The organism is Vibrio sp. C8 (assembly GCF_054051265.1).
The window spans coordinates 24,220-45,145 of record NZ_JBPAOE010000044.1 but is presented as its reverse complement, the minus strand read 5'-3'; the positions used below and the strand labels follow the sequence as shown (position 1 = coordinate 45,145).

General features: G+C 44.6%; 17 protein-coding genes. 2 read left to right on the top strand and 15 right to left on the bottom strand.

The annotated features are described in order from the left end of the window. Positions 1-23 precede the first annotated feature (23 nt). The 4 genes from ACRQQK_RS15755 to rlmD form a co-directional block, all read right to left on the bottom strand. Positions 24-1,664 carry a CTP synthase gene (locus ACRQQK_RS15755; RefSeq protein ID WP_457512924.1) on the bottom strand — a complete coding sequence of 547 codons (1,641 nt, stop codon included), beginning with the start codon at positions 1,662-1,664 and terminating at the stop codon, positions 24-26. A gap of 204 nt (positions 1,665-1,868) precedes the next feature. Continuing rightward, complete coding sequence (mazG, locus tag ACRQQK_RS15750) at positions 1,869-2,672, bottom strand: nucleoside triphosphate pyrophosphohydrolase (protein ID WP_457512922.1); 804 nt, start codon at positions 2,670-2,672, stop codon at positions 1,869-1,871. A 104-nt stretch (positions 2,673-2,776) separates the two neighbouring features. Beyond that, positions 2,777-4,999: a GTP diphosphokinase gene (relA, locus tag ACRQQK_RS15745; protein ID WP_457512920.1), complete on the bottom strand. Its 2,223-nt coding sequence runs from the start codon at positions 4,997-4,999 to the stop codon at positions 2,777-2,779. 111 nt (positions 5,000-5,110) lie between these two features. Next, on the bottom strand, positions 5,111-6,430 hold the full coding sequence (gene rlmD, locus ACRQQK_RS15740) for a 23S rRNA (uracil(1939)-C(5))-methyltransferase RlmD (RefSeq protein WP_457512918.1): 1,320 nt from the start codon (positions 6,428-6,430) through the stop codon (positions 5,111-5,113). Positions 6,431-6,592: 162 nt separating this feature from the next. Here rlmD and barA point away from each other — a divergent pair, with 162 nt between their 5' ends. Next, a complete protein-coding gene (gene barA / locus ACRQQK_RS15735) occupies positions 6,593-9,379 on the top strand; it encodes a two-component sensor histidine kinase BarA (RefSeq protein WP_457512916.1) in 2,787 nt (928 codons plus the stop codon). Positions 9,380-9,477: 98 nt separating this feature from the next. Here barA and acpS read toward each other — a convergent pair whose 3' ends face one another. The 11 genes from acpS to rpoE all read right to left on the bottom strand — a co-directional run bounded on the left by acpS (position 9,478) and on the right by rpoE (position 18,675). Then, on the bottom strand, positions 9,478-9,855 hold the full coding sequence (acpS, locus tag ACRQQK_RS15730; protein ID WP_457512914.1) for a holo-ACP synthase: 378 nt from the start codon (positions 9,853-9,855) through the stop codon (positions 9,478-9,480). 5 nt (positions 9,856-9,860) lie between these two features. Then, on the bottom strand, positions 9,861-10,592 hold the full coding sequence (gene pdxJ, locus ACRQQK_RS15725; RefSeq protein WP_457512912.1) for a pyridoxine 5'-phosphate synthase: 732 nt from the start codon (positions 10,590-10,592) through the stop codon (positions 9,861-9,863). A gap of 17 nt (positions 10,593-10,609) precedes the next feature. Further along, positions 10,610-11,341, bottom strand: coding sequence for a DNA repair protein RecO (gene recO / locus ACRQQK_RS15720; protein ID WP_042484621.1), 732 nt, complete (start codon positions 11,339-11,341; stop codon positions 10,610-10,612). Positions 11,342-11,420: 79 nt separating this feature from the next. Beyond that, positions 11,421-12,398, bottom strand: coding sequence for a GTPase Era (era, locus tag ACRQQK_RS15715; protein WP_457512910.1), 978 nt, complete (start codon positions 12,396-12,398; stop codon positions 11,421-11,423). Then, entirely contained in the window at positions 12,391-13,068 is a 678-nt protein-coding gene (gene rnc / locus ACRQQK_RS15710) for a ribonuclease III (protein WP_457512907.1), read from the bottom strand. Before rnc ends, era begins: the two co-directional genes overlap by 8 nt. A gap of 37 nt (positions 13,069-13,105) precedes the next feature. After that, the gene (lepB, locus tag ACRQQK_RS15705; RefSeq protein ID WP_457512905.1) at positions 13,106-14,005 is read right to left on the bottom strand and encodes a signal peptidase I; all 900 of its coding nucleotides are present in this window, start codon (positions 14,003-14,005) and stop codon (positions 13,106-13,108) included. Between the two features lie 94 nt (positions 14,006-14,099). Then, positions 14,100-15,893, bottom strand: coding sequence for a translation elongation factor 4 (gene lepA / locus ACRQQK_RS15700; RefSeq protein WP_457512903.1), 1,794 nt, complete (start codon positions 15,891-15,893; stop codon positions 14,100-14,102). Positions 15,894-16,007: 114 nt separating this feature from the next. Then, entirely contained in the window at positions 16,008-16,478 is a 471-nt protein-coding gene (locus ACRQQK_RS15695; protein ID WP_457512901.1) for a SoxR reducing system RseC family protein, read from the bottom strand. Beyond that, positions 16,475-17,440: a sigma-E factor regulatory protein RseB gene (rseB, locus tag ACRQQK_RS15690; protein WP_457512899.1), complete on the bottom strand. Its 966-nt coding sequence runs from the start codon at positions 17,438-17,440 to the stop codon at positions 16,475-16,477. Before rseB ends, ACRQQK_RS15695 begins: the two co-directional genes overlap by 4 nt. Then, entirely contained in the window at positions 17,437-18,054 is a 618-nt protein-coding gene (locus tag ACRQQK_RS15685; RefSeq protein ID WP_457512897.1) for an RseA family anti-sigma factor, read from the bottom strand. Before ACRQQK_RS15685 ends, rseB begins: the two co-directional genes overlap by 4 nt. Positions 18,055-18,102: 48 nt before the next feature. Next, positions 18,103-18,675, bottom strand: a complete 573-nt coding sequence (gene rpoE / locus ACRQQK_RS15680) for an RNA polymerase sigma factor RpoE (RefSeq protein WP_042484645.1) — start codon at positions 18,673-18,675, stop codon at positions 18,103-18,105. Between the two features lie 425 nt (positions 18,676-19,100). On the opposite strand from rpoE, the gene nadB reads away from it, so the two are divergent. Next, positions 19,101-20,714 carry an L-aspartate oxidase gene (nadB, locus tag ACRQQK_RS15675; protein ID WP_457512895.1) on the top strand — a complete coding sequence of 538 codons (1,614 nt, stop codon included), beginning with the start codon at positions 19,101-19,103 and terminating at the stop codon, positions 20,712-20,714. The last annotated feature ends 212 nt before the right edge of the window (positions 20,715-20,926 follow it).

Here is a 20,926-nt window from a genome sequence, read left to right as displayed (position 1 = left end):
TAAAGCAACTGCCCGTATCCTTGTTACTTCTCAGATTCACCGCGTTGGAACTCACCCGCTGCTTTTACGAAACCAGCAAATAATGGGTGGCCATCACGAGGGGTTGATGTGAATTCTGGGTGGAACTGCGCTGCTACAAACCATGGGTGAGCAGGGTTCTCAATCACTTCAACCAATTTCTTGTCAGCAGATAAGCCTGAAACTTTTAGGCCAGCTTTTTCAATCTGCGGACGAAGATTATTGTTTACTTCATAACGGTGACGGTGACGTTCATGGATCGTCGCACTACCGTATAGTTGGTAAGCTTTAGTACCTTTTTCTAGGTGGCATAGCTGAGAACCTAGGCGCATTGTTCCGCCAAGATCAGAAGTCTCTGTACGCTCTTCAACTTTACCTTCACTATCTACCCATTCAGTAATCAAACCTACCACAGGGAACTTAGTGTTTTTGTTAAATTCTGTTGAATGTGCACCTTCCATACCAGCAACGTTACGAGCGTACTCGATAAGCGCTACTTGCATACCTAGACAGATACCTAGGTAAGGAACCTTGTTTTCACGTGCGTATTGAGCAGCCATAATCTTGCCTTCAATACCACGGTCACCAAAGCCACCAGGAACCAAAATTGCATCAAGACCTTGCAGAACTTCGAAACCACGAGTTTCTACGTCTTGAGAATCTACATATTTAATCGTTACATTCAAACGATTTTTTAGGCCAGCATGTTTTAGTGCTTCGTTTACTGATTTGTAAGCGTCTGGTAGTTCAATGTACTTACCAACCATACCGATAACAACGTCACCCGTTGGGTTCGCTTCTTCGTAAATAACTTGTTCCCATTCAGATAGATCAGCTTCAGGAGCATTGATACCAAAACGAGTACAAACTAAATCATCCAAGCCTTGCGACTTGATCAATTGAGGGATCTTGTAGATTGAATCTACGTCCTTCATTGAAATTACTGCTTTCTCAGAAACGTTACAGAAAAGTGCAATCTTCTTACGCTCGTTTGCTGGGATCATACGGTCGCTACGACATACTAGGATGTCAGGCTGAATACCGATAGATAGCAGTTCTTTTACAGAGTGTTGAGTTGGCTTAGTTTTCACTTCACCTGCCGCAGCAAGGTAAGGAACTAGAGTCAAATGCATGAACATTGCGTGTTCACGGCCGACTTCGATTGCCAACTGACGAATCGCTTCCATGAATGGTAGAGATTCGATATCACCAACAGTGCCACCAACCTCAACGATAGCCACATCGTGACCTTCGGAGCCCGCGATTACACGGTCTTTGATAGCGTTAGTGATATGCGGGATAACCTGAATGGTTGCACCTAGGTAATCGCCACGACGCTCTTTACGTAAAACATCAGCATAAACACGACCAGCAGTAAAGTTATTGCGCTTGGTCATCTTAGTACGAATGAAACGTTCGTAGTGACCAAGGTCAAGGTCTGTTTCAGCGCCATCTTCCGTGACAAACACTTCACCGTGTTGAGTAGGGCTCATTGTGCCTGGATCAACGTTGATGTAAGGGTCAAGCTTCATCATAGTCACTTTAAGACCACGAGCTTCTAAAATAGCCGCAAGCGATGCTGCTGCAATACCTTTACCTAGTGAGGATACAACCCCGCCAGTAACAAAAATATAATTTGTCGTCATGTTTAACCTGAAATTGGTTGAATGAGGGAAATGGATTTCTTCTGGACGGGACGAAACTATACCAGAACCCAATTACCGCCACAACGTGAAATCTATCACACTCAGTTTTTAATTTTTTGCTTCAAATCAAATAGCCTTATCGCAGAATGCAAACAAAGTAATTTAATTGAGTTAATTTTGTCTCAAAAGGTCGTATTCAGACCTTTATTCAAGACCTTTTTCCCTTCTTTTCACTCGCTCCCACATGCCATCTAGCTCTTGCAATGAAAAGTCCGTCAAGGTTTTATCCTGCTCTCTCACTTGAGTTTCAACACCTTGAAAGCGCCTTACAAATTTACGATTAGCTTTGGCTAGAGCAACTTCAGGATCTTTTTTCAGGTGACGGACTAAATTCACCGTGGCAAACAGCAAATCACCCAGTTCCTCTTCAACTCTCGCTTCATCAACATCGACATTGATGGCTTCGGCAACCACTTCTTCAATTTCTTCATGCACTTTGTCTACAACTGGACCTAAAGTCTCCCAGTCGAAACCGTATTTTGCGCATTTTTTTTGAATCTTATTCGCTCTCGATAACGCTGGCAGCGATTGTGGTATAGAGTCTAGAATACTTTGCTCGCTTTTGCCTACTTGGGCTTTTTCAAGGGATTTTTCCTTTTCCCAATTGGCATTCAGTTCCGCTTCATCAGCAAATTGTGCATCCGAAAAAACATGAGGATGGCGGCGAGTCAGCTTTTCATTCACCGTCTCGACCACTTCACGAAAGTCGAACAAACCTTGTTCCCGAGCCATCTGACTATAGAAAATCACCTGAAACAGTAAGTCACCGAGCTCTTCTTTTAAATTGAGCCAATCTTGATTGTGAATGGCATCCACCACTTCATAGGTTTCTTCAATGGTGTATGGAACAACGCTTTCAAAAGTCTGCTTCTTATCCCAAGGACACCCTGTTTCCGGGTCACGCAATTTCGCCATAATGTCGACTAACTGCTCGATTGGATGACTCATATCTATTTCCTTAAAAATATCCACCAGCAAGCGGTGATTAGGGATAGAAAAGAAAAAGGTAAGTGGCGAACCACTTACCTTCAATTTCAATCTGATATATAGAATTAACCAAGACGTTTAACAAGCATGACGTCTTTAACTTGTTCTACTCGCTTAGACACGCGAGCCAGAATTTCGATGTTGTTAACCTCTAGTTCGAAATCCATGGTCACAATTTGGCGTTTGTAGTCACTACGACTCTTCATCGTAAGCACTTTTACCTTCTCGTTTGCCAGCAGACTAGTGATGTCTTTCAGCAAGCCTACACGCTCCATCGCTTCCACTCGTAAGGTCAGGATATAAGAACCCATAAATCCAGCGCCCCAAACGGTATCAATGATACGTTCAGGTGCGTGGTGACTCAGTTCTTCTAACTGTTCACAATCGCTTCTGTGTACCGAAATCCCCCGACCTTGAGTGATATAACCTTTGATTTCATCACCCGGAATCGGCTGACAACAACGCGCAAGGTGCGTCATCAGGTTATCGACTCCTTCAACCACTACCGCATCTTTTTGCGGACGATGAGGAGCTGACGATTTCGACTCGTCTCCCTTGAGTTTTTCAAGAACGAGTTTGTCTTCTTCTTCCGCGGTCGGCTTATTCACTAGCGCATTGATGTGGTTGACGATTTGGTTAATACGTAAGTCGCCACTACCAACACCAACATAGAGTTCATCAGCACTGTTAACGTTAAAGCGTTTCAGAGCATATTGCTCTGCATCTTTCAGCGTCGCACCGATTTTCGCTAACTCTGTTTCTAGAATTTCACGCCCTGCTTCGAGATTCTTCTCACGGCTCTGTTTGCGGAACCAAGCATTGATCTTCGCGCGAGCACGCCCGGAGTGAACAAAGCCCGTTGCTGGATTTAGCCAATCTCGAGACGGATTCGGTTCTTTCGCTGTAATAATTTCAACTTGGTCACCCATATGAAGTTTATGGGTGAATGGCACAATACGCCCACCAACTTTGGCACCGATACAGCGATGTCCAACTTCAGAGTGAATGTGGTATGCAAAATCCAGTGGCGTTGCCCCCATTGGTAGGTCGACTACATCCCCACGCGGCGTAAAGGCATACACACGGTCGTCAAACACTTGGCTACGAAGCTCATCCAACATCTCACCAGAGTCAGACATCTCTTCTTGCCAATCAATCAGTTTACGCAGCCAGGTAATTTTCTCGTCGTAACCACTGCGACCACTGCTCGCACCTTCTTTATATTTCCAGTGCGCAGCGACCCCAAGTTCAGATTCTTCATGCATCTGCTTAGTTCGGATCTGAATCTCAATGGTTTTACCTTCAGGACCAAGAATCACAGTATGAATCGACTGATAACCGTTAGGCTTCGGGTTCGCAACATAGTCGTCGAACTCACTCGGCAGGTGCTTAAACTGGGTATGAACAACACCTAACGCGGCATAACAGTCTTGCAACTTATCCGCGATGATGCGCACTGCTCGCACATCAAACAGTTCATCAAATGCCAGATTTTTCTTCTGCATTTTGCGCCAGATACTGTAAATGTGCTTCGGACGACCGCTGACTTCAGCATTGATGTTCGATGCTTTCATTTCCGCGCTCAAGTTATCAACGAAGTCACGGATGTACTGTTCGCGAACGATACGACGCTCAGAAAGCTGTTTAGCAATCTGCTTATAAGTGTCTGGTTGTTGGTAACGGAATGCGTAATCTTCGATTTCCCACTTAAGCTGACCGATACCTAATCGGTTCGCCAGTGGTGCATAGATGTTGGCACACTCTTTTGCCGCTGAACGACGAACCTCATCCGGTTGATCTTTCACCTCACGAAGGTTACAGATTCGCTCTGCAAGCTTGATGACCACGCAACGGAAGTCATCCACCATTGCCAGCAGCATGCGACGTACGTTATCGACTTGTGCTGACGCTTCACTACCCTGCATGGTGATATTTAACTGACCAATCGCGGCCATCTCTTCGACACCAGCGATTAATTTAATGATTTCTTTACCGTAGTGTTCTTCAACTTCTTCGCGATCCACTAAGCCACTGGTCGCAATTGGGAACAACAACGCTGCCACCAGCGTTGGACGATCCATCGATAAAGTGATCAAAATTTCGATCATTTCTCGACCGCGCCATAACAACAACGGGCCTTTGGCGTTGCCTACCAAGAAGTGCTCACATTGGTGATACACATCTGTAAGCTTTGCCGCTGTTTTTGGGTCTTGCCGTAAACTAGAAATCCACTTTTCTAGCTCAAACTGTTCGTCTGGGTTTAAGTGTGCGCTACGTACCGCGACCATCTTTTTATCCTAATTCTTATAATTTGCGAGCTATTCTACTCTGGTTAGACAACAGAAGTCCGTTACCTAACCAAGTTTTACACTTTTGCTTTTTTTACTTTTTACAAATAGCTATATTTTTACAAATAAAGCCATTGATTCTAAATGGCTGGTATGCGGGAACATATCCAACATACCGAGTTTTTTCAGCTGATATCCCTGCTCAAGTAAGCTTTGGCTATCACGAGCAAGCGTAGCAGGATTACACGAAACATACACAACTCGCTCAGCACCTAAACTGGCAAGTTGGTCAACAATACCTACAGCGCCTGCACGTGCAGGATCAAGCAGAACCTTGTTAAACTGCTGTTGTGCCCAGATTTCCCCTGCGAACTCTTGTTCAAGATTTGCCTGATAAAATTCAACATTCGCAATCTTGTTGTGCAGAGCATTGCTTTTCGCAATCTCTACCATTTCATCCACACCTTCAATACCGACAACTTTATCGGCTAACTTTGCTAACGGTAGGCTGAAGTTACCTAAACCACAGAACAAATCTAACACACGATCGTCTTTATTAACGTCCAACCACTCAAGCGCCTGCTCAACCATTTCTTGGTTAACCTGCTGGTTTACCTGAATAAAGTTGCTTGGCAGAAACGGGATAGTGACGCCCACTTCTTGATAGTAAGCCTGTTCACCCAGCACTTTATCCAATTGATTAGCATTCGGCATAACATAGAGGGTTAACTGATGCTGCTGCGCGAATTCTTTTAGCGCAGAAAGGTCTTTATCCGCTAAAGGTGATAAATGACGCAGCACCAATACCGACGTATTGTCGCCTTTCACCAGTTCAACGTGGCCAAGCTGGTCAGGCTTTTTAAAGCCACTGAGCAGAGTTTTCAGTTCCGGTAACAACGCATTTAAGCTGGGTTCGAGCACAGCACAATCCGTCACGGTGACAATCTCTTTACTCTGCTTACGGCGAAAACCGAACTGAAGTTGCTGGCTTTTCTTATCCCACATCATGCTGATACGAGCACGGCGACGGTAGCCTTTATCGACACCAGAAACCGGAGCGGAAAGCGCAAGTTCTTGGCCTGCGAATTTAGTCATCAACTGACTCAGGGTTTTCTGCTTATGTTCAATCTGAGCGTCACGCGACAGATGCTGCAAATCACAACCACCGCACTGAGCATAATGAGGACAGAAAGGTACAGTGCGCTGCTGACTTGGCTTAAGCACTTTAATCAGCTTTGCGCGTGCAAACTTACTTTTACTTTCCGTCAGCTGAATCAGTACTTCTTCATCCGCTAATGCGCCATCGATAAAGACGGGTTTCTTATCCAAATAGGCAATACCTGCGCCTAAATGATCGAGCTTCTGAACGCTCACTGCTTGATGTTTAGTATCTAAAGCGCTGCGCTTTTTCGGTTGGAAGAAACGTGCCATGTTCTGTGCCTAATGTATTAGTTTTTGCCCCAGCGTCACTATTCTGCTTGGGGAGCATTGTCGAAGCTAAGGTTATTGAATTAAGCTAACCATAATTTGAGTAGTTGGCTAACTGCAAAGTTGGCTATTTTCCCATATCCACACCATGATGTTTAGACAATAATGACCAGATACGGCTTACGCGCACGTGTAATTACACTCACTTTGGCTCCAACCTTGATTATAGGGCTACTTTTGAGTGCGTTATTCTCATTCAACCGATATCACGATTTAGAGACACAAGTACTCAACTCGGGTGCAAGTATTATCGAACCGTTGGCAATTGCCAGTGAAGAATCGTTAAAAAACCAAAGCCGTGAATCGGTAAGACGCATCATCAGCTACGCACATCGTAAAAATTCGACCATAGTGCGCAGTATTGCGGTGTTTGATGCCAACCACGAACTATTTGTAACTTCGAACTTCCACCCGAACTTCGAATCTTTGATGTATCCGAAAGATAAACCTATCCCGGTACTCAGTAGTTCTCAGCTCGATGAAAATACACTCATTCTGCGCACTCCAATTCTGGCAGAAACTCTATTCAGTGACAGCGCGGCAAAAACATCATCTGCTCCGGTTTTAGGCTATATCGCTATTGAGCTAGACCTGTCATCACTGCGTTTACAACAATATCAGGAAATTTTCTCAGCCTGTTTGGTGTTGATTCTTGGTCTGGTGTTGTCTGGCGTGTTTGCATTCCGCTTAATGCACGATGTTACCCGTCCAATTATTCATATGAAAAACGTGGTTGACCGTATCCGTCGCGGGCATTTGGATGTGCGAATTGAAGGACGAATGCACGGTGAGTTAGATGACCTGAAAAAAGGTATCAACGCCATGGCTGTCTCATTGTCGGAATACCACGTTGAGATGCAACACAGTATAGACCAAGCAACTTCTGACTTACGTGAAACTCTGGAACAGTTAGAAATTCAAAACGTTGAGTTGGATATTGCAAAAAAACGCGCGCAAGAAGCCGCGCGCGTGAAGTCTGAATTCCTGGCTAACATGTCACACGAGCTGCGTACTCCACTGAACGGTGTTATCGGCTTTACACGTCAAATGCTGAAAACTCAGCTAACCAACAGCCAAGCGGATTATCTGCAAACCATCGAGAAATCAGCCAATAACCTGCTGACTATCATCAATGATATTCTCGACTTCTCGAAACTGGAAGCGGGCAAACTAGCACTGGAAAATATCCCGTTTGAATTCCAAGACTCGTTGGAAGAAGTAGTCAACTTACAGGCGGCAAGTGCACACGAGAAAGGCCTTGAAATAACACTCAAAGTGGACCCTAAAATTCCAGCAGGCTTGGTGGGCGATCCGCTGCGTATTCAGCAAGTACTCACTAACTTGGTCGGCAACTCCATCAAGTTCACCGAACGTGGCAACATTGATATTAGTGTTGAATTGCGTTCTCAGCGCGATGATTTCGTTGAACTGCAATTCATGGTTCGTGATACCGGCATTGGTATTTCAGAGCGTCAACAAGCTCAGCTTTTCCAAGCTTTCAGTCAAGCCGATGCCAGTATTTCTCGTCGTTATGGCGGTACGGGGTTAGGTTTGGTTATTACTCAGAAGCTGGTCAGCCAGATGGGCGGAGAAATCAGTTTAACCAGTCGTCTTCACCAAGGCTCTACCTTCTGGTTTAACTTACGTCTGATGACCACAGATTTACCAATGCACGACTGGCTTGATCCGCAAGCTCTGCGCAATAAACAGATACTGCTTGTAGAGCCTAACATGCAAGCTGCTTCTATTGTTCAGCACACCTTAGTTCAAGCAGGATTAAATGTGGTTTATCGCTCAGCAATTCCCACAGAATCCGAGCATTACGATTATGTTCTGCTTAACCTTGCGCCAAGTAAGGAAACGGATCAATCACTAGTTGAGCAATCGGTGGAGAAAGCGCTGTCTATTGCAGCAAACGTGGTTATCGGAACACCGAGTACCGAATTGGCTTTGGCGGATCTGTTAATGCAGAAATATCCCGTGCAATGCATTACCAAGCCACTGTCTCGTAAAAAGCTACTACAGACACTGATCGCCAATCAGCCAACTCGAACTGAAAAAGCCGTTGAGCTCATACCTCATATTGAAAAATTGCCACTCACAGTTATGGCGGTTGACGATAACCCCGCCAACCTAAAACTGATCACCGCACTGCTGCAAGAACGTGTGGAAACGGTGGTCTCATGCAATAGTGGCGAAGATGCCATTGAACGAGCAAAAGAGTGCCACTTCGACATCATCCTAATGGATATTCAAATGCCGAAGATGGATGGTGTCACAGCTTGCCACGAAATCAAAAAACTTAAGCTCAACACCAATACACCAATTATAGCCGTGACTGCACATGCGATGGTTGGGGAGCGTGAGAGATTACTGAAGGCCGGTATGGATGATTACCTCACTAAACCAATTGAAGAGCATATCTTACAGCAGGTGTTACTGCACTGGAGTCCGAAACCAGAATCGGATGAAACCATCACGCTAGAACCTCAAGAACCTATCGAACTGGAAGGGATTCAAGTTGAAAAACCAACACCAGTCAATGCGACAGTTGCTATCGACTGGTCGCTAGCATTAAGGCAGGCGGCAAACAAAGAAGATTTGGCTAAAGATATGCTGAAGATGTTGCTTGCCTCTTTCAAAGAGATCAATCAAGTGATTGAGATAGCTCTCAACGATGATGAATATCCTGCGACAGATTTGCTACATCATATTCACAAGCTCCACGGTAGCTGCTCATACAGCGGCGTACCTCGCCTGAAGAAAATATGTGAGACCTTAGAGCACACCCTGCGTTCAGGAGCGCAAGTGCAAGATGTCGAGCCCGAACTGTTTGAACTTCAGGATGAGATTGAGAAAGTCGTCGCTAGTGCCGCCCCATATTTGGTTTAGGTAATATCGATTACTGATGTGCGGCTAACGACTTTGCATATAGAAAAAGAGGTGCTTTAAGCACCTCTTTTTTATTGAGTTTGAAATTCCCATCCAGATTAAGACTCAAGAATCACAGTTGCTACTGCATAGTGCCGTTCATCTGAAATAGTAAGGTGAACTGAACGAACCGAAGAGGCTTGGGCAATTTGCTGAGCTTTCCCAGATAACGTAAGAACCGGTTTACCATTCTCATCATTGCTGATTTCAAAATCTTGAAAACTCACACCATGAGCGATACCCGTTCCTAGAGCTTTTGATGCCGCCTCTTTAGCCGCAAAACGTTTAGCTAAATAGCGCCCTTTCTGCTTTAGGTGAGTAAATACTTCGATCTCATTCTCAGTCAGAATTCGCTGCGCAAAAGCATCGCCACTTCGATTGAGCGCTTTTTCTATACGCTCAATTTCTGCGATGTCAGTTCCCAATCCAACAATCATACAAATTAACGACGTGCGTCCAGCATGATTGCTTTCATGTCTGCCACTGCTTTTGGCAGCCCATCAAACAGTGCACGACCAATAATTGAGTGACCTATGTTCAACTCGTAAATTTCTGGAATTTCTGCAATCGCTGCAACGTTGTGGTAAGTCAATCCATGACCTGCGTTTACTGTAATGCCTTGATCTGCCGCATAGCTTGCTGCCGCTGCAATCTTCTTCAGTTCGTCTTGTTGATCCGCTTCTGTTTTTGCATCTGCGTAATGACCTGTGTGCAACTCAATAAACGGTGCACCACATTTCTTAGCTGCATCGATTTGCTCACGGTCTGCATCAATAAATAGAGATACTTTGATGCCAGCTTCTGTCAGTTTTTGCGTTGCCGCTTTTACTTTCTCAAACTGACCAATTACATCCAAGCCGCCTTCAGTGGTTAGCTCTTCACGTTTTTCAGGAACAAGACAAACAAACTCAGGCGCTGTTTCTAAAGCAATTTCAACCATCTCGTCTGTTACCGCCATTTCCAGATTCATGCGAGTCTGGATGGTTTCTTTCAGAATACGTACGTCACGGTCTTTGATGTGACGACGGTCTTCGCGAAGGTGAATGGTAATACCGTCAGCACCCGCACGCTCAGCGATTTCCGCTGCATGAACTGGATCTGGGTATTGAGTACCACGTGCATTACGCACTGTCGCGACATGGTCAATATTAACGCCTAAGTAAATTGAGCTCATTTTCCTACACTCCATGCTCAAGAGAGAGTTCCTCTTGAATTTAATTTTAGGGGAGTTGCTTGTCTAAACAACTCTCTGCTTTTTAATGGTTTGCCGCCAAGATACGGCTTTAAAGCGATACGTGTAAAGCGTTTTGCCGCCTGAAGTTGCTCTTTCGTGCTAAAGCGCCGCTCACTGATCGCGATTAATTCGTTACCGAGGAATGTTAGATTATCGCGCCTCACCGATGCAATAAACCCTTTCTGCTCTCGATATCGATAAGTCATATTGGGGTCAACCGGTTCTCCGGTTCCTGCACAATGCATGAAATCAACGCCATAGCCCATGGCTGACAGCAAAGCCAGCTCAAAACGGCGCAATGCCGGTTCAGGGTTATCACTCTGCGCTAGCTCGGTCAGCGCGGTAAGATAGTCATGAAATAATCCGGGAGAAGGGACTTCAGGCATCAAAACTCGGCCAATCAGTTCATTCACATACATGGCTGAATACAGACATATGCCTGTTAAAGGTAATCCAAGGCTGATGGCCTCGGCCTGGCGTAAGGTTTTCATTGAGCCATTACCCGACCATTTCAATAGTAGTGGCGTGAATGCCTGCAATGCGCCTTTGGTTGTAGATCGCTTACTTCTCGCCCCTTTTGCCATGATGCTTAAACGGCCATATTCTTCACTGAATACATCCAGAATTAAGCTCGTCTCGCTGTATGGGCGGCGGTGTAATACAAAGCAGCGCTGTAAACCGTCAGACATAGTTTGGAAATCCGTAAGCGGAAATATACCAAAGGGGAAATAGTAATCTGGCCCCAATACATGGAGCCAGATTACAGGATTATAGGTCGTCGATATAGCCTAATGAGCGAAGTGCTCGTTCATCATCAGCCCAACCTGATTTCACTTTGACCCAAGTTTCTAGGTAAACTTTGCGGCCAAACAGTTCTTCCATGTCCAAACGAGCTTCGCGACCAATAGTTTTGATCTTTTCGCCGTTCTTACCAATCACCATTTTCTTCTGACCAATACGTTCAACCAGAATCAAGGCGTTAATATGGAAGCCATCGGTATCGGGGTTGTAGTCGAAACGTTCAATTTCAACCGTTACCGAATACGGCAACTCTTCACCGGTAAAACGCATCAGCTTTTCACGGATGATTTCCGAAGCCATAAAGCGTTGCGAACGGTCTGTCACATACTCTTCAGGGAAATGGTGAACAGCTTTTGGTAAATGGTCGCGAACATGCTTGCGCAGTACGTCAACGTTTTTACCCAGTTTCGCCGAAATGGGTACCACATCGACAAACTTCATTCGCTCTGACATTGCTTGCATGTGCAGCATGACTTCATTGCGGTCTTTCACGTTATCTACTTTGTTAACACAAAGAATCACAGGGAAATTCGCTTTCTGAAGTTTAGTCAGAACCATTTCATCGTCTTCAGTCCAATGCGTACCGTCAACGAGGAACAAAACTAAGTTAACATCACTCAGAGAGCTGTTTGCCGCACGGTTCATCAAACGGTTAATCGCACGCTTCTCTTCAATATGTAACCCCGGTGTATCAACATAAATTGCCTGATAATCACCTTGTGTGTCGACACCCATAATGCGGTGACGAGTGGTTTGCGGCTTGCGCGAAGTAATCGAAATCTTCTGACCGAGGATATTGTTCAGTAACGTAGATTTGCCCACGTTCGGGCGACCTACGATAGCAACAAAACCACAGTGCTGGTTCTCTGGTATTGACGCTTCAACTTTGGCGTCGTCACCTTCTGATGCAAAAAATGCATCAATATCAAATTCTTTATCAGCCATTGCTTAATTGCTCTAGTGCAGTCTCAGCAGCCGCTTGTTCTGCCTTGCGGCGGCTGGTACCTTTACCAATCACAGGCATTCCAATACCTGCTACATCACACGATACAGTGAATTCCTGATTGTGTGCTTCACCTTTAATATTAGTCACTGTGTAAACAGGTAAAGGTTTTCTTCTGCCTTGCAAAAATTCTTGCAGGCGAGTTTTGGGATCTTTCTGCGACACTCCAGGTTTGATCGCGTCAAGGCGAGTTTGATACCAGCTTAAAATAATGCCGCGAACCGCTTCAGTACCACTATCTAAATAAATAGCACCTATAATCGCTTCCACAGCATCAGCTAGGATCGAATCACGGCGGAAACCACCGCTTTTCAACTCGCCTGGACCTAATTTTAAGTAATCTCCTAGCTCGAATTCACGACCTAGTTCCGCCAATGTGTGACCACGAACTAACGTAGCACGCATACGACTCATATCGCCCTCGTTGATTTTAGGAAAGCGATGATACAAGTCGTCAGCAATGACAAAACTTAAAATTGAATCGCCCAGAAATTCAAGACGTTCATTATGTTTACCATTGGCACTGCGGTGAGTCAGTGCCAATTCAAGAAGCTCAGGATCGTTAAATTGATAACTGAGCTTTTTTTCTAATCTACTTACTGGAGAAGTCATACTCTCTCGATGTGTTGCGGGGCTGATCTAATCAGCCCTAGTTAATGCCACCGATGCGGCTTAAGCGCACACCAGTTGGAATCCAAGCAGGGATGATACTGTTAGCATCTCGGTCAAACTCAAAGCTCACCCAGATAGCAACAGCTCTACCTACTAAATTGGCTTCTGGAACAAAGCCCCAAAAACGGCTGTCAGCACTATTGTCACGGTTATCACCCATCACAAAATAGTGCCCTTGTGGAACAACCCACTCGTTTACACCACTACGTGGTTCATAGCGACGTACATCATCAAGACGTAGAGGGTTGATCAAAATATTGTGTTTTACTTCACCCAGTTGCTCATCAAGTTGCATCATTGGAATGCTGTTCTGTGTGAACTCACTTTCCTGCACGTTTGATAGCTTGATAGGTTTACAGGTTGCTTCACCAGCACTTTGCACACAGATCTGTTTATCGCGGCTATAACGCACAATATCACCCGGCATACCAACCACACGCTTAATATAGTCAATGCTTGGGTTTTGCGGGAACTTGAACACCACAATGTCACCGCGCTCAGGCTTGCCCGTTTCTACTAACTGCGTACGCCACACCGGATCTTTCAATCCGTATGCATATTTTTCAACAAGAATGAAATCGCCCACCAGCAATGTCGGCATCATAGAGCCAGATGGAATTTGGAACGGTTCAAATACAAACGAACGCAGAACTAACACGAATGCGATCACTGGGAAAATTGAAACGGAATTCTCAATCCACCACGGTTGTGGCGCGACTTTGGTTGTCAAACTGCTATCAATACTATCGGGTTCGGCTTTTAACTGACGTGCCACATTTTCATGGCGCTTCTTCGCCCAAACCCATTTTTCCAACGCCCACACAATTCCGGTAACCAAAGTTACAAGAACTAAGATGAGTGAGAATGTATTAGCCATTGACTTCCCTTATCTAAAAAATACGAAAGTGAAAGAGCCGAGACTCTTTCACTTGCGAGTTAATACTTAAAACCTTGCAGATAAGACAAAACGATTAGTCTTTACCTACGTGAAGAATTGCAAGGAACGCTTCTTGTGGAAGCTCAACGTTACCGATTTGCTTCATACGTTTCTTACCTTCTTTCTGTTTCTTCAATAGTTTCTTCTTACGACTCACGTCACCGCCGTAACACTTAGCGATTACGTTCTTACGTAGCTGTTTCACTGTTGAACGCGCGATGATGTGGTTACCGATAGCTGCCTGAATGGCAATATCAAACATTTGGCGAGGAATGAATTCTTTCATCTTCTCAACCAACTGGCGACCACGAGTCTGAGCATTGTCATGGTGAGTAATGATTGCTAATGCATCCACTTTGTCACCGTTCAATAGTACGTCTACACGAACCATTTTCGACGCTTCGAAACGTTGGAAACCGTAATCTAGTGACGCATAACCACGAGACGTTGATTTCAATCGGTCAAAGAAGTCCAGTACCACTTCTGCCATTGGAATATCGTAAGTCAGTGCAACTTGGTTACCGTGGTAAACCATATCCACTTGCATACCGCGCTTTTCAATACATAAGGTAATAACGTTACCTAGGTATTCAGACGGTACCAGGATATTACAACGTGCGATTGGCTCACGAATCTCTTCAATGTCGTTGATCGCTGGCAGCTTCGCTGGGCTATCAACGTACATGACTTGTTTGTTGGTCATTTCCACTTCATACACTACCGTCGGTGCGGTGGTGATCAAGTCGAGATCATATTCGCGCTCTAGACGCTCCTGAATGATCTCCATGTGTAGCATACCTAAGAAGCCACAACGGAAACCAAAACCTAGTGCTGCAGATGTTTCTGGCTCATAGAACAGAGACGCATCATTCAGGCTTAGTTTACCTAACGCATCACGGAAGTTTTCATAGTCATCAGATGATACAGGGAAAAGACCCGCATAAACCTGAGGCTTCACTTTCTTAAAGCCCGGTAGCGGTTTCTCACTGCCGTTTTTTGCCCAAGTCAGCGTATCACCAACAGGCGCGCCTAGGATGTCTTTAATACCACAAACAACCCAGCCCACTTCACCAGTGTTTAGTTCGGTCGTATCGATCTGCTTAGGCGTAAAAATACCTAGACGGTCAACGTTCCAAACCTGACCGGTACTCATTACTTTGATCTTGTCATTCTTCTTCAGGCTACCGTGTTTAATACGAACCAAAGAAACAACACCTAAGTAGTTATCAAACCATGAGTCAATAATCAGCGCTTGCAGTGGTGCATCCGGATCACCTTCTGGCGCTGGAATTTTTGCAACGATTTCTTCAAGAACAAGGTCAACACCAAGACCGGTTTTCGCTGAACAGCGTACCGCTTCGATTGCATCGATACCGACAATATCTTCAATTTCTTCAGCTACACGTTCAGGTTCTGCTGCTGGCAGGTCAATCTTGTTTAAGATTGGCACAACTTCCAGATCCATTTCGATAGCCGTATAGCAGTTAGCTAGGGTTTGTGCTTCTACACCTTGGCCAGCATCAACAACAAGTAATGCACCTTCACACGCAGCTAGAGAGCGAGATACTTCGTAGGAGAAGTCAACGTGTCCAGGTGTGTCGATGAAGTTAAGTTGGTAGGTTTCGCCATCATTTGCTTTGTAATCGAGTGTCACACTCTGTGCTTTGATGGTGATACCACGCTCACGCTCTAGATCCATTGAATCAAGAACTTGCTCTGCCATTTCACGATCACTTAATCCACCACATACTTGGATTAAACGGTCAGACAAAGTCGATTTACCATGGTCAATGTGGGCGATAATCGAAAAGTTACGAATGTGCTTCATAGGTTTGGGATGACTAAACTCTTTGCAAATTAGGACATATGAAAGGCGATTTGTAGTGCCCTTTCATTCAAGTTGGGCGATTCTACCCAATTTCCTTTGGGATCGCATCATAATTTAGGCAATTGGCTCTCCAAGCACTCTTAGCAGAACCACTTCTTGCTCTGTACGCTTTTCCAGCGAGCCAGACCAAGTTTTAGCAAGGCGTATACCCAAACCGATAAAGACAAGTGAAGTTAAAATAATGATCCCCTCTCCCATACCGAACATAGGGGCAAGCCAACTGTCAGCAAGCCAGGCTCCAAGGATCATCATTAAAAGAGGAACTAAATAAACCAACGCAGCGGACTGCAACAGACTTTTTTCTGGAAAACCAATTTCAACCACTTGACCTTGAGATACGCTCTTATCCGTATCTAAATGCCAGCGTAATGACTTACCACCAATGGCTTTAGACACAATGCCTGTACCACAGCTTTTCGCCGACGAGCAGCTGCTGCAACTGGTTTTCTGTTCGCAACTTAGCTCAACATGAAAACCTTGTTCTTTTGTATGTACAGTCATCACTGTGGCAAGTGCTGTCATCATTGTGGTGTAGCCTTGGTATTATCAAATACAACCGATTGGGCAATACGTTTAGCCGTTTCTGGTGGAATATCACCTACGACGGAAACCTCACGATCACCCTTAATAAACGTTTGTAAAGTACGACGCCCCTGTCTTACCAACTGTCCTTGCAGAGAGTGTTCATCACTGGAAGATACATAGACAGAGAAGCTGAATAAACCGTCTGAGAACATTTGATTCTCGACCACTCGTTCAGTATTGATCATTCGGTAGCGATTGAGATTTACAGATTGGAAGCCATCTGGCTTCCACCCTACTGACCAGAATGTCTCGTTTACCTTACTTTTAGGTAAGGATAACACTTCCGGCAGTTGAACATCATCAAAACCTGCCATCAACTCTGCCAGTTTGTCACTGACTGAGTATGAGATCGAACGATACTGCTCTAATACTTCACCGTAACGATCAACAAGATCTGCCCGCAATGGCAAGTGTGTTTTCTCGTCGACCCAAAGCATGTAGGAATATCTTAAACCGTCTTTAGGAACAATACGCACAACTTGACAAGGAGTTCCAGCTTCACGCGCTCGTCCCATTTTAACGAAGTCGTAAAACTGGCTAAGCTCAGTAACATTGCTATTGAGCATCGGGATAGTTGGTGCAACCATGTTGCCAGATTCGATGGTGAAAGGTTCTACTCCAGGTTCAATGTAGCTCACTTCATTGTCACGCTGAAAAACTTCACGTATAGGCCCACTCAAATAAACTAGATGAGCGTATTCCTTCTGTTCGTGTCGAGCATGGCGATACAGCAAAGGTTCAATACTGTTTTTCTTAATCAGGATATAAGAGAGTTCATAATTGAGATGTTGACTAGCCTCGTTCATTTGATGCAACAAAGCCTCTGCAGATTCGTCCTCTGCAAAGGCTGTAGTAGAGCTCAAACTGAACAGCGCCAACACACTGATCAGAATTTTTTTCATTCAATTACCGGTTTGATTGGGTCTTGGTGCTGACTCAAGCCTTCACTGTTTAATCTCAGTTGCAGTTCATAATCCTGAAGCATAGCGTTTACACGACGACGCTGCTCCTGAGCACTTGATTCTACACTTGGTCTTACTGATTCACGAGTTAGACTCACAGGTTCTACACTGCCAGATAAAGGAACTGTTTGCAGCACGGGAAAAGGTTGATCTACAGCTGAAGAACCACTTGCTCCATATTGTTGAACACCGATGATAGCAATCAAAGAAACACAAGCAGCAACAGCCACTTGACCAAATGGCGATAACCATTTTGGTAGTTGTCGGCGCGCTTTATGCGGAACAGGCTGTTCCTCTGCCACTCGCATGCTATCTAAATCGGTAACATTGGTATTGTATGGGGTATGAGCTGGTTCATTTTCCAACGCTAGTGCCACACTTTCAGCGATATTCCATTCAGGTCTTTCGGGTGTATCGCCACGCATTACATCACCAATCAGGTGGTAATTCTTCCACGTTTCGATACTTTCACGATCGTTGGCTAATTCTTGAATTAGCAACTTGTCGACCATCTCTCCATCCATGAGAGCTGAAAGTTGTTGTTTGTCCGCCATTATTTTCACCATTATTTTCCAATTACTGGGGTCTTACTGGTTCCAACGCTACAAAAGAGATTTGATTCTCTTTTCTACCGCCTCACGAGCACGGAATATACGAGAACGTACCGTACCAACAGGGCAATCCATAATTTCAGCAATGTCTTCATAACTTAAGCCTTCCAGCTCGCGTAAAGTCATTGCCGTTTTTAAATCCTCAGGCAATGCGTCTATCGCACTAAACACTGCCTTCTTCAGTTCTTTCGACAGCGTAATGTTCTCAGGGTTCGATATTTCTTTTAACGCATTGTTTGTTTCGTAAAATTCAGCTTCTTCAGCATCAACATCGGTGGCTGGAGGCCTGCGCCCTTGCGCTACGATGTGATTCTTCGCGGTATTGACAGCAATACGATATAGCCAAGTGTAGAACGCACTTTCACCTCTGAAAGTTGGTATAGCGCGATAAGCTTTAATAAAAGCCTCTTGTGCTACATCAGCAACATCTCCTGAATTGCTCACGTACCTAGAAATAAGATTGCAGACTTTATTTTGATATTTCAAAACTAAAAGATTAAATGCTTGCTTATCTCCATTCTGAACTCGCTCAATCAATACTTGATCGGTTAGCTGCTCGTTCATTCGAGCGGTTACTCCTATTGTTATCTCCCTTACCTTCTCAGATATGGGCTTTAATTATCCAGAATGTAGTATTGACACCACTGTTTACATGAGCACTATTGTGACTCAGTAAAAAAGATAAAGTTCAATTATGTGTTAATTTAATTGCCAAACATAATGCACAATGTGATGTAATCGAGGTTTGTAACCCCTAAGCGATTTTGCGGATACAAATCTATAAAAACAATAGCTTTTAAAAACTATTATTTTTTAAACACATTATAAATACGGGACTCACGTAGCTCGGTTTCCTAATTGCTTGATTCATTTTATAGTTTAGTCATTGGTATGACGCTCTTTTTCAATCAGGCTCATCAAATCAGCAAGTGAAACATTTCAATATAGAGTAGGACGATTCTACTATAGTTCGGGAATTTAAAAGTTTTATGAACGAAAACCGAGAGCATCAATGTGATGTATTAGTGATAGGGAGCGGTGCAGCAGGCTTGTCGTTAGCTTTGCGTATCGCAAAACATTGCAAAGTCATCGTACTGAGTAAAGGACCTCGTAGTGAAGGTGCAACTTTCTACGCTCAAGGTGGCATTGCCGCTGTATTTGATGAATCTGACAGTATTGATTCTCATGTTCAGGATACGCTCATCGCTGGCGATGGTATCTGTGAAGAAAAAACCGTTCGCTTTATCGCTGAACATGCAAAAGAGTGTGTGCAGTGGCTGATAGACGGTGGTGTACCATTCGATAAAGAAGAAGACAGTGATGATGACGATGATAACCCTCGTTATCACTTAACCCGTGAAGGCGGCCATAGCCATCGTCGAATCCTTCATGCTGCCGATGCAACCGGTATGGCAATGCAAACTTCATTGCAGGACAATGCACACCAACATCCAAACATCTCTATTTTTGAACGCTACAACGCGTTAGATCTGATTACCGAAGATAAAGTCGGTGGCGATAAAAACAAAGTGATTGGTGCTTATGTTTGGAACCGCAATGAAGAACACGTTGAAGCTGTTCGTGCCAAGTACGTCGTTCTTGCAACTGGTGGCTCTTCGAAAGTTTATCAATATACATCAAACCCTGATGTTTCTTCCGGAGATGGTATTGCTATCGCTTGGCGTGCAGGCTGCCGCGTGGCGAACTTGGAATTTAACCAGTTCCACCCAACCTGTTTGTACCATCCTGAAGCTCGTAACTTCCTACTGACAGAAGCGCTTCGTGGCGAAGGGGCTTATCTTCGTCGTCCTGATGGTTCTCGCTTTATGTTGGATTTCGATAAGCGTGCAGAGCTGGCACCACGTGATGTGGTAGCTCGAGCTATCGACTTTGAAATGAAACGCTTAGGTGCAGACTGTATGTATCTCGACATCAGCCATAAACCTGCGGATTTTATTGAGAAACACTTCCCGACTATCTATCGTCGTCTGATCGATTTGGGTATTGATATCACCAAAGAACCGATTCCAATTGTCCCTGCTGCACACTATACCTGTGGTGGTGTCATAGTGAACCAACAAGGTCAAACTGACCTCAAAAACCTCTATGCAATTGGTGAAGTTAGCTATACCGGTCTGCATGGTGCAAACCGCATGGCTTCAAACTCACTGCTGGAATGCGTGGTGTATGCTTGGTCTGCAGCAAAAGATATCGTTAATAACATTAAAGATATCGACATGCCACCATCTGTTCCTGTTTGGGATGAGAGCCAAGTAACCAGCTCTGACGAGGAAGTCGTGATCCAACATAACTGGCACGAACTTCGACTGTTTATGTGGGATTACATGGGTATTGTGCGCACAGATAAACGTTTAGAGCGAGCACTACGCCGCATTCAGTTGTTACAACAAGAAACGCAGGAGTACTACAGCAATTTCCGCGTTTCCAACAATTTGCTTGAACTGCGTAACCTGCTGCAAGTAGCTGAACTGATGGTTCGCTGTGCAATGCAACGTAAAGAAAGCCGCGGCTTGCACTACACCTTGGATTACCCAGACCAGTTGGAAAACAGTGGCCCGACAATTCTTTCGCCAAAAGAGTAACCATTCTTTAAGCAAAAGTACCAAGTCTAAAATTGTAAACAGGAGCTAAGGCTCCTGTTTTCTTTTCAATCTCACTAATAACTGACGATAAGTTGCGTCTTCGCAACTGTCTCTCCACAGCAACCAATGTTTTCCTCTGGCGTGAAAAGATAAGAAAGCGAAAGAATACAAATCGCTGACTGATAAGAAAGACTGCTTTTGATCGTTCATTT

What these genes read in the sequence shown, in the direction of transcription:
- rlmD (WP_457512918.1), bottom strand. Translation starts at nt 6,430, where the DNA reads ATGGCACGTTTCTTCCAACCGAAAAAGCGCAGCGCTTTAGATACTAAA.
- rnc (WP_457512907.1), bottom strand. Translation starts at nt 13,068, where the DNA reads ATGACTTCTCCAGTAAGTAGATTAGAAAAAAAGCTCAGTTATCAATTT.
- ACRQQK_RS15755 (WP_457512924.1), bottom strand. Translation starts at nt 1,664, where the DNA reads ATGACGACAAATTATATTTTTGTTACTGGCGGGGTTGTATCCTCACTA.
- relA (WP_457512920.1), bottom strand. Translation starts at nt 4,999, where the DNA reads ATGGTCGCGGTACGTAGCGCACACTTAAACCCAGACGAACAGTTTGAG.
- nadB (WP_457512895.1), top strand. Translation starts at nt 19,101, where the DNA reads ATGAACGAAAACCGAGAGCATCAATGTGATGTATTAGTGATAGGGAGC.
- acpS (WP_457512914.1), bottom strand. Translation starts at nt 9,855, where the DNA reads ATGATTGTTGGATTGGGAACTGACATCGCAGAAATTGAGCGTATAGAA.
- ACRQQK_RS15695 (WP_457512901.1), bottom strand. Translation starts at nt 16,478, where the DNA reads ATGATGACAGCACTTGCCACAGTGATGACTGTACATACAAAAGAACAA.
- recO (WP_042484621.1), bottom strand. Translation starts at nt 11,341, where the DNA reads ATGTCTGACGGTTTACAGCGCTGCTTTGTATTACACCGCCGCCCATAC.
- mazG (WP_457512922.1), bottom strand. Translation starts at nt 2,672, where the DNA reads ATGAGTCATCCAATCGAGCAGTTAGTCGACATTATGGCGAAATTGCGT.
- rpoE (WP_042484645.1), bottom strand. Translation starts at nt 18,675, where the DNA reads ATGAACGAGCAGCTAACCGATCAAGTATTGATTGAGCGAGTTCAGAAT.
- lepA (WP_457512903.1), bottom strand. Translation starts at nt 15,893, where the DNA reads ATGAAGCACATTCGTAACTTTTCGATTATCGCCCACATTGACCATGGT.
- ACRQQK_RS15685 (WP_457512897.1), bottom strand. Translation starts at nt 18,054, where the DNA reads ATGGCGGACAAACAACAACTTTCAGCTCTCATGGATGGAGAGATGGTC.
- rseB (WP_457512899.1), bottom strand. Translation starts at nt 17,440, where the DNA reads ATGAAAAAAATTCTGATCAGTGTGTTGGCGCTGTTCAGTTTGAGCTCT.
- barA (WP_457512916.1), top strand. Translation starts at nt 6,593, where the DNA reads ATGACCAGATACGGCTTACGCGCACGTGTAATTACACTCACTTTGGCT.
- pdxJ (WP_457512912.1), bottom strand. Translation starts at nt 10,592, where the DNA reads ATGAGCTCAATTTACTTAGGCGTTAATATTGACCATGTCGCGACAGTG.
- lepB (WP_457512905.1), bottom strand. Translation starts at nt 14,005, where the DNA reads ATGGCTAATACATTCTCACTCATCTTAGTTCTTGTAACTTTGGTTACC.
- era (WP_457512910.1), bottom strand. Translation starts at nt 12,398, where the DNA reads ATGGCTGATAAAGAATTTGATATTGATGCATTTTTTGCATCAGAAGGT.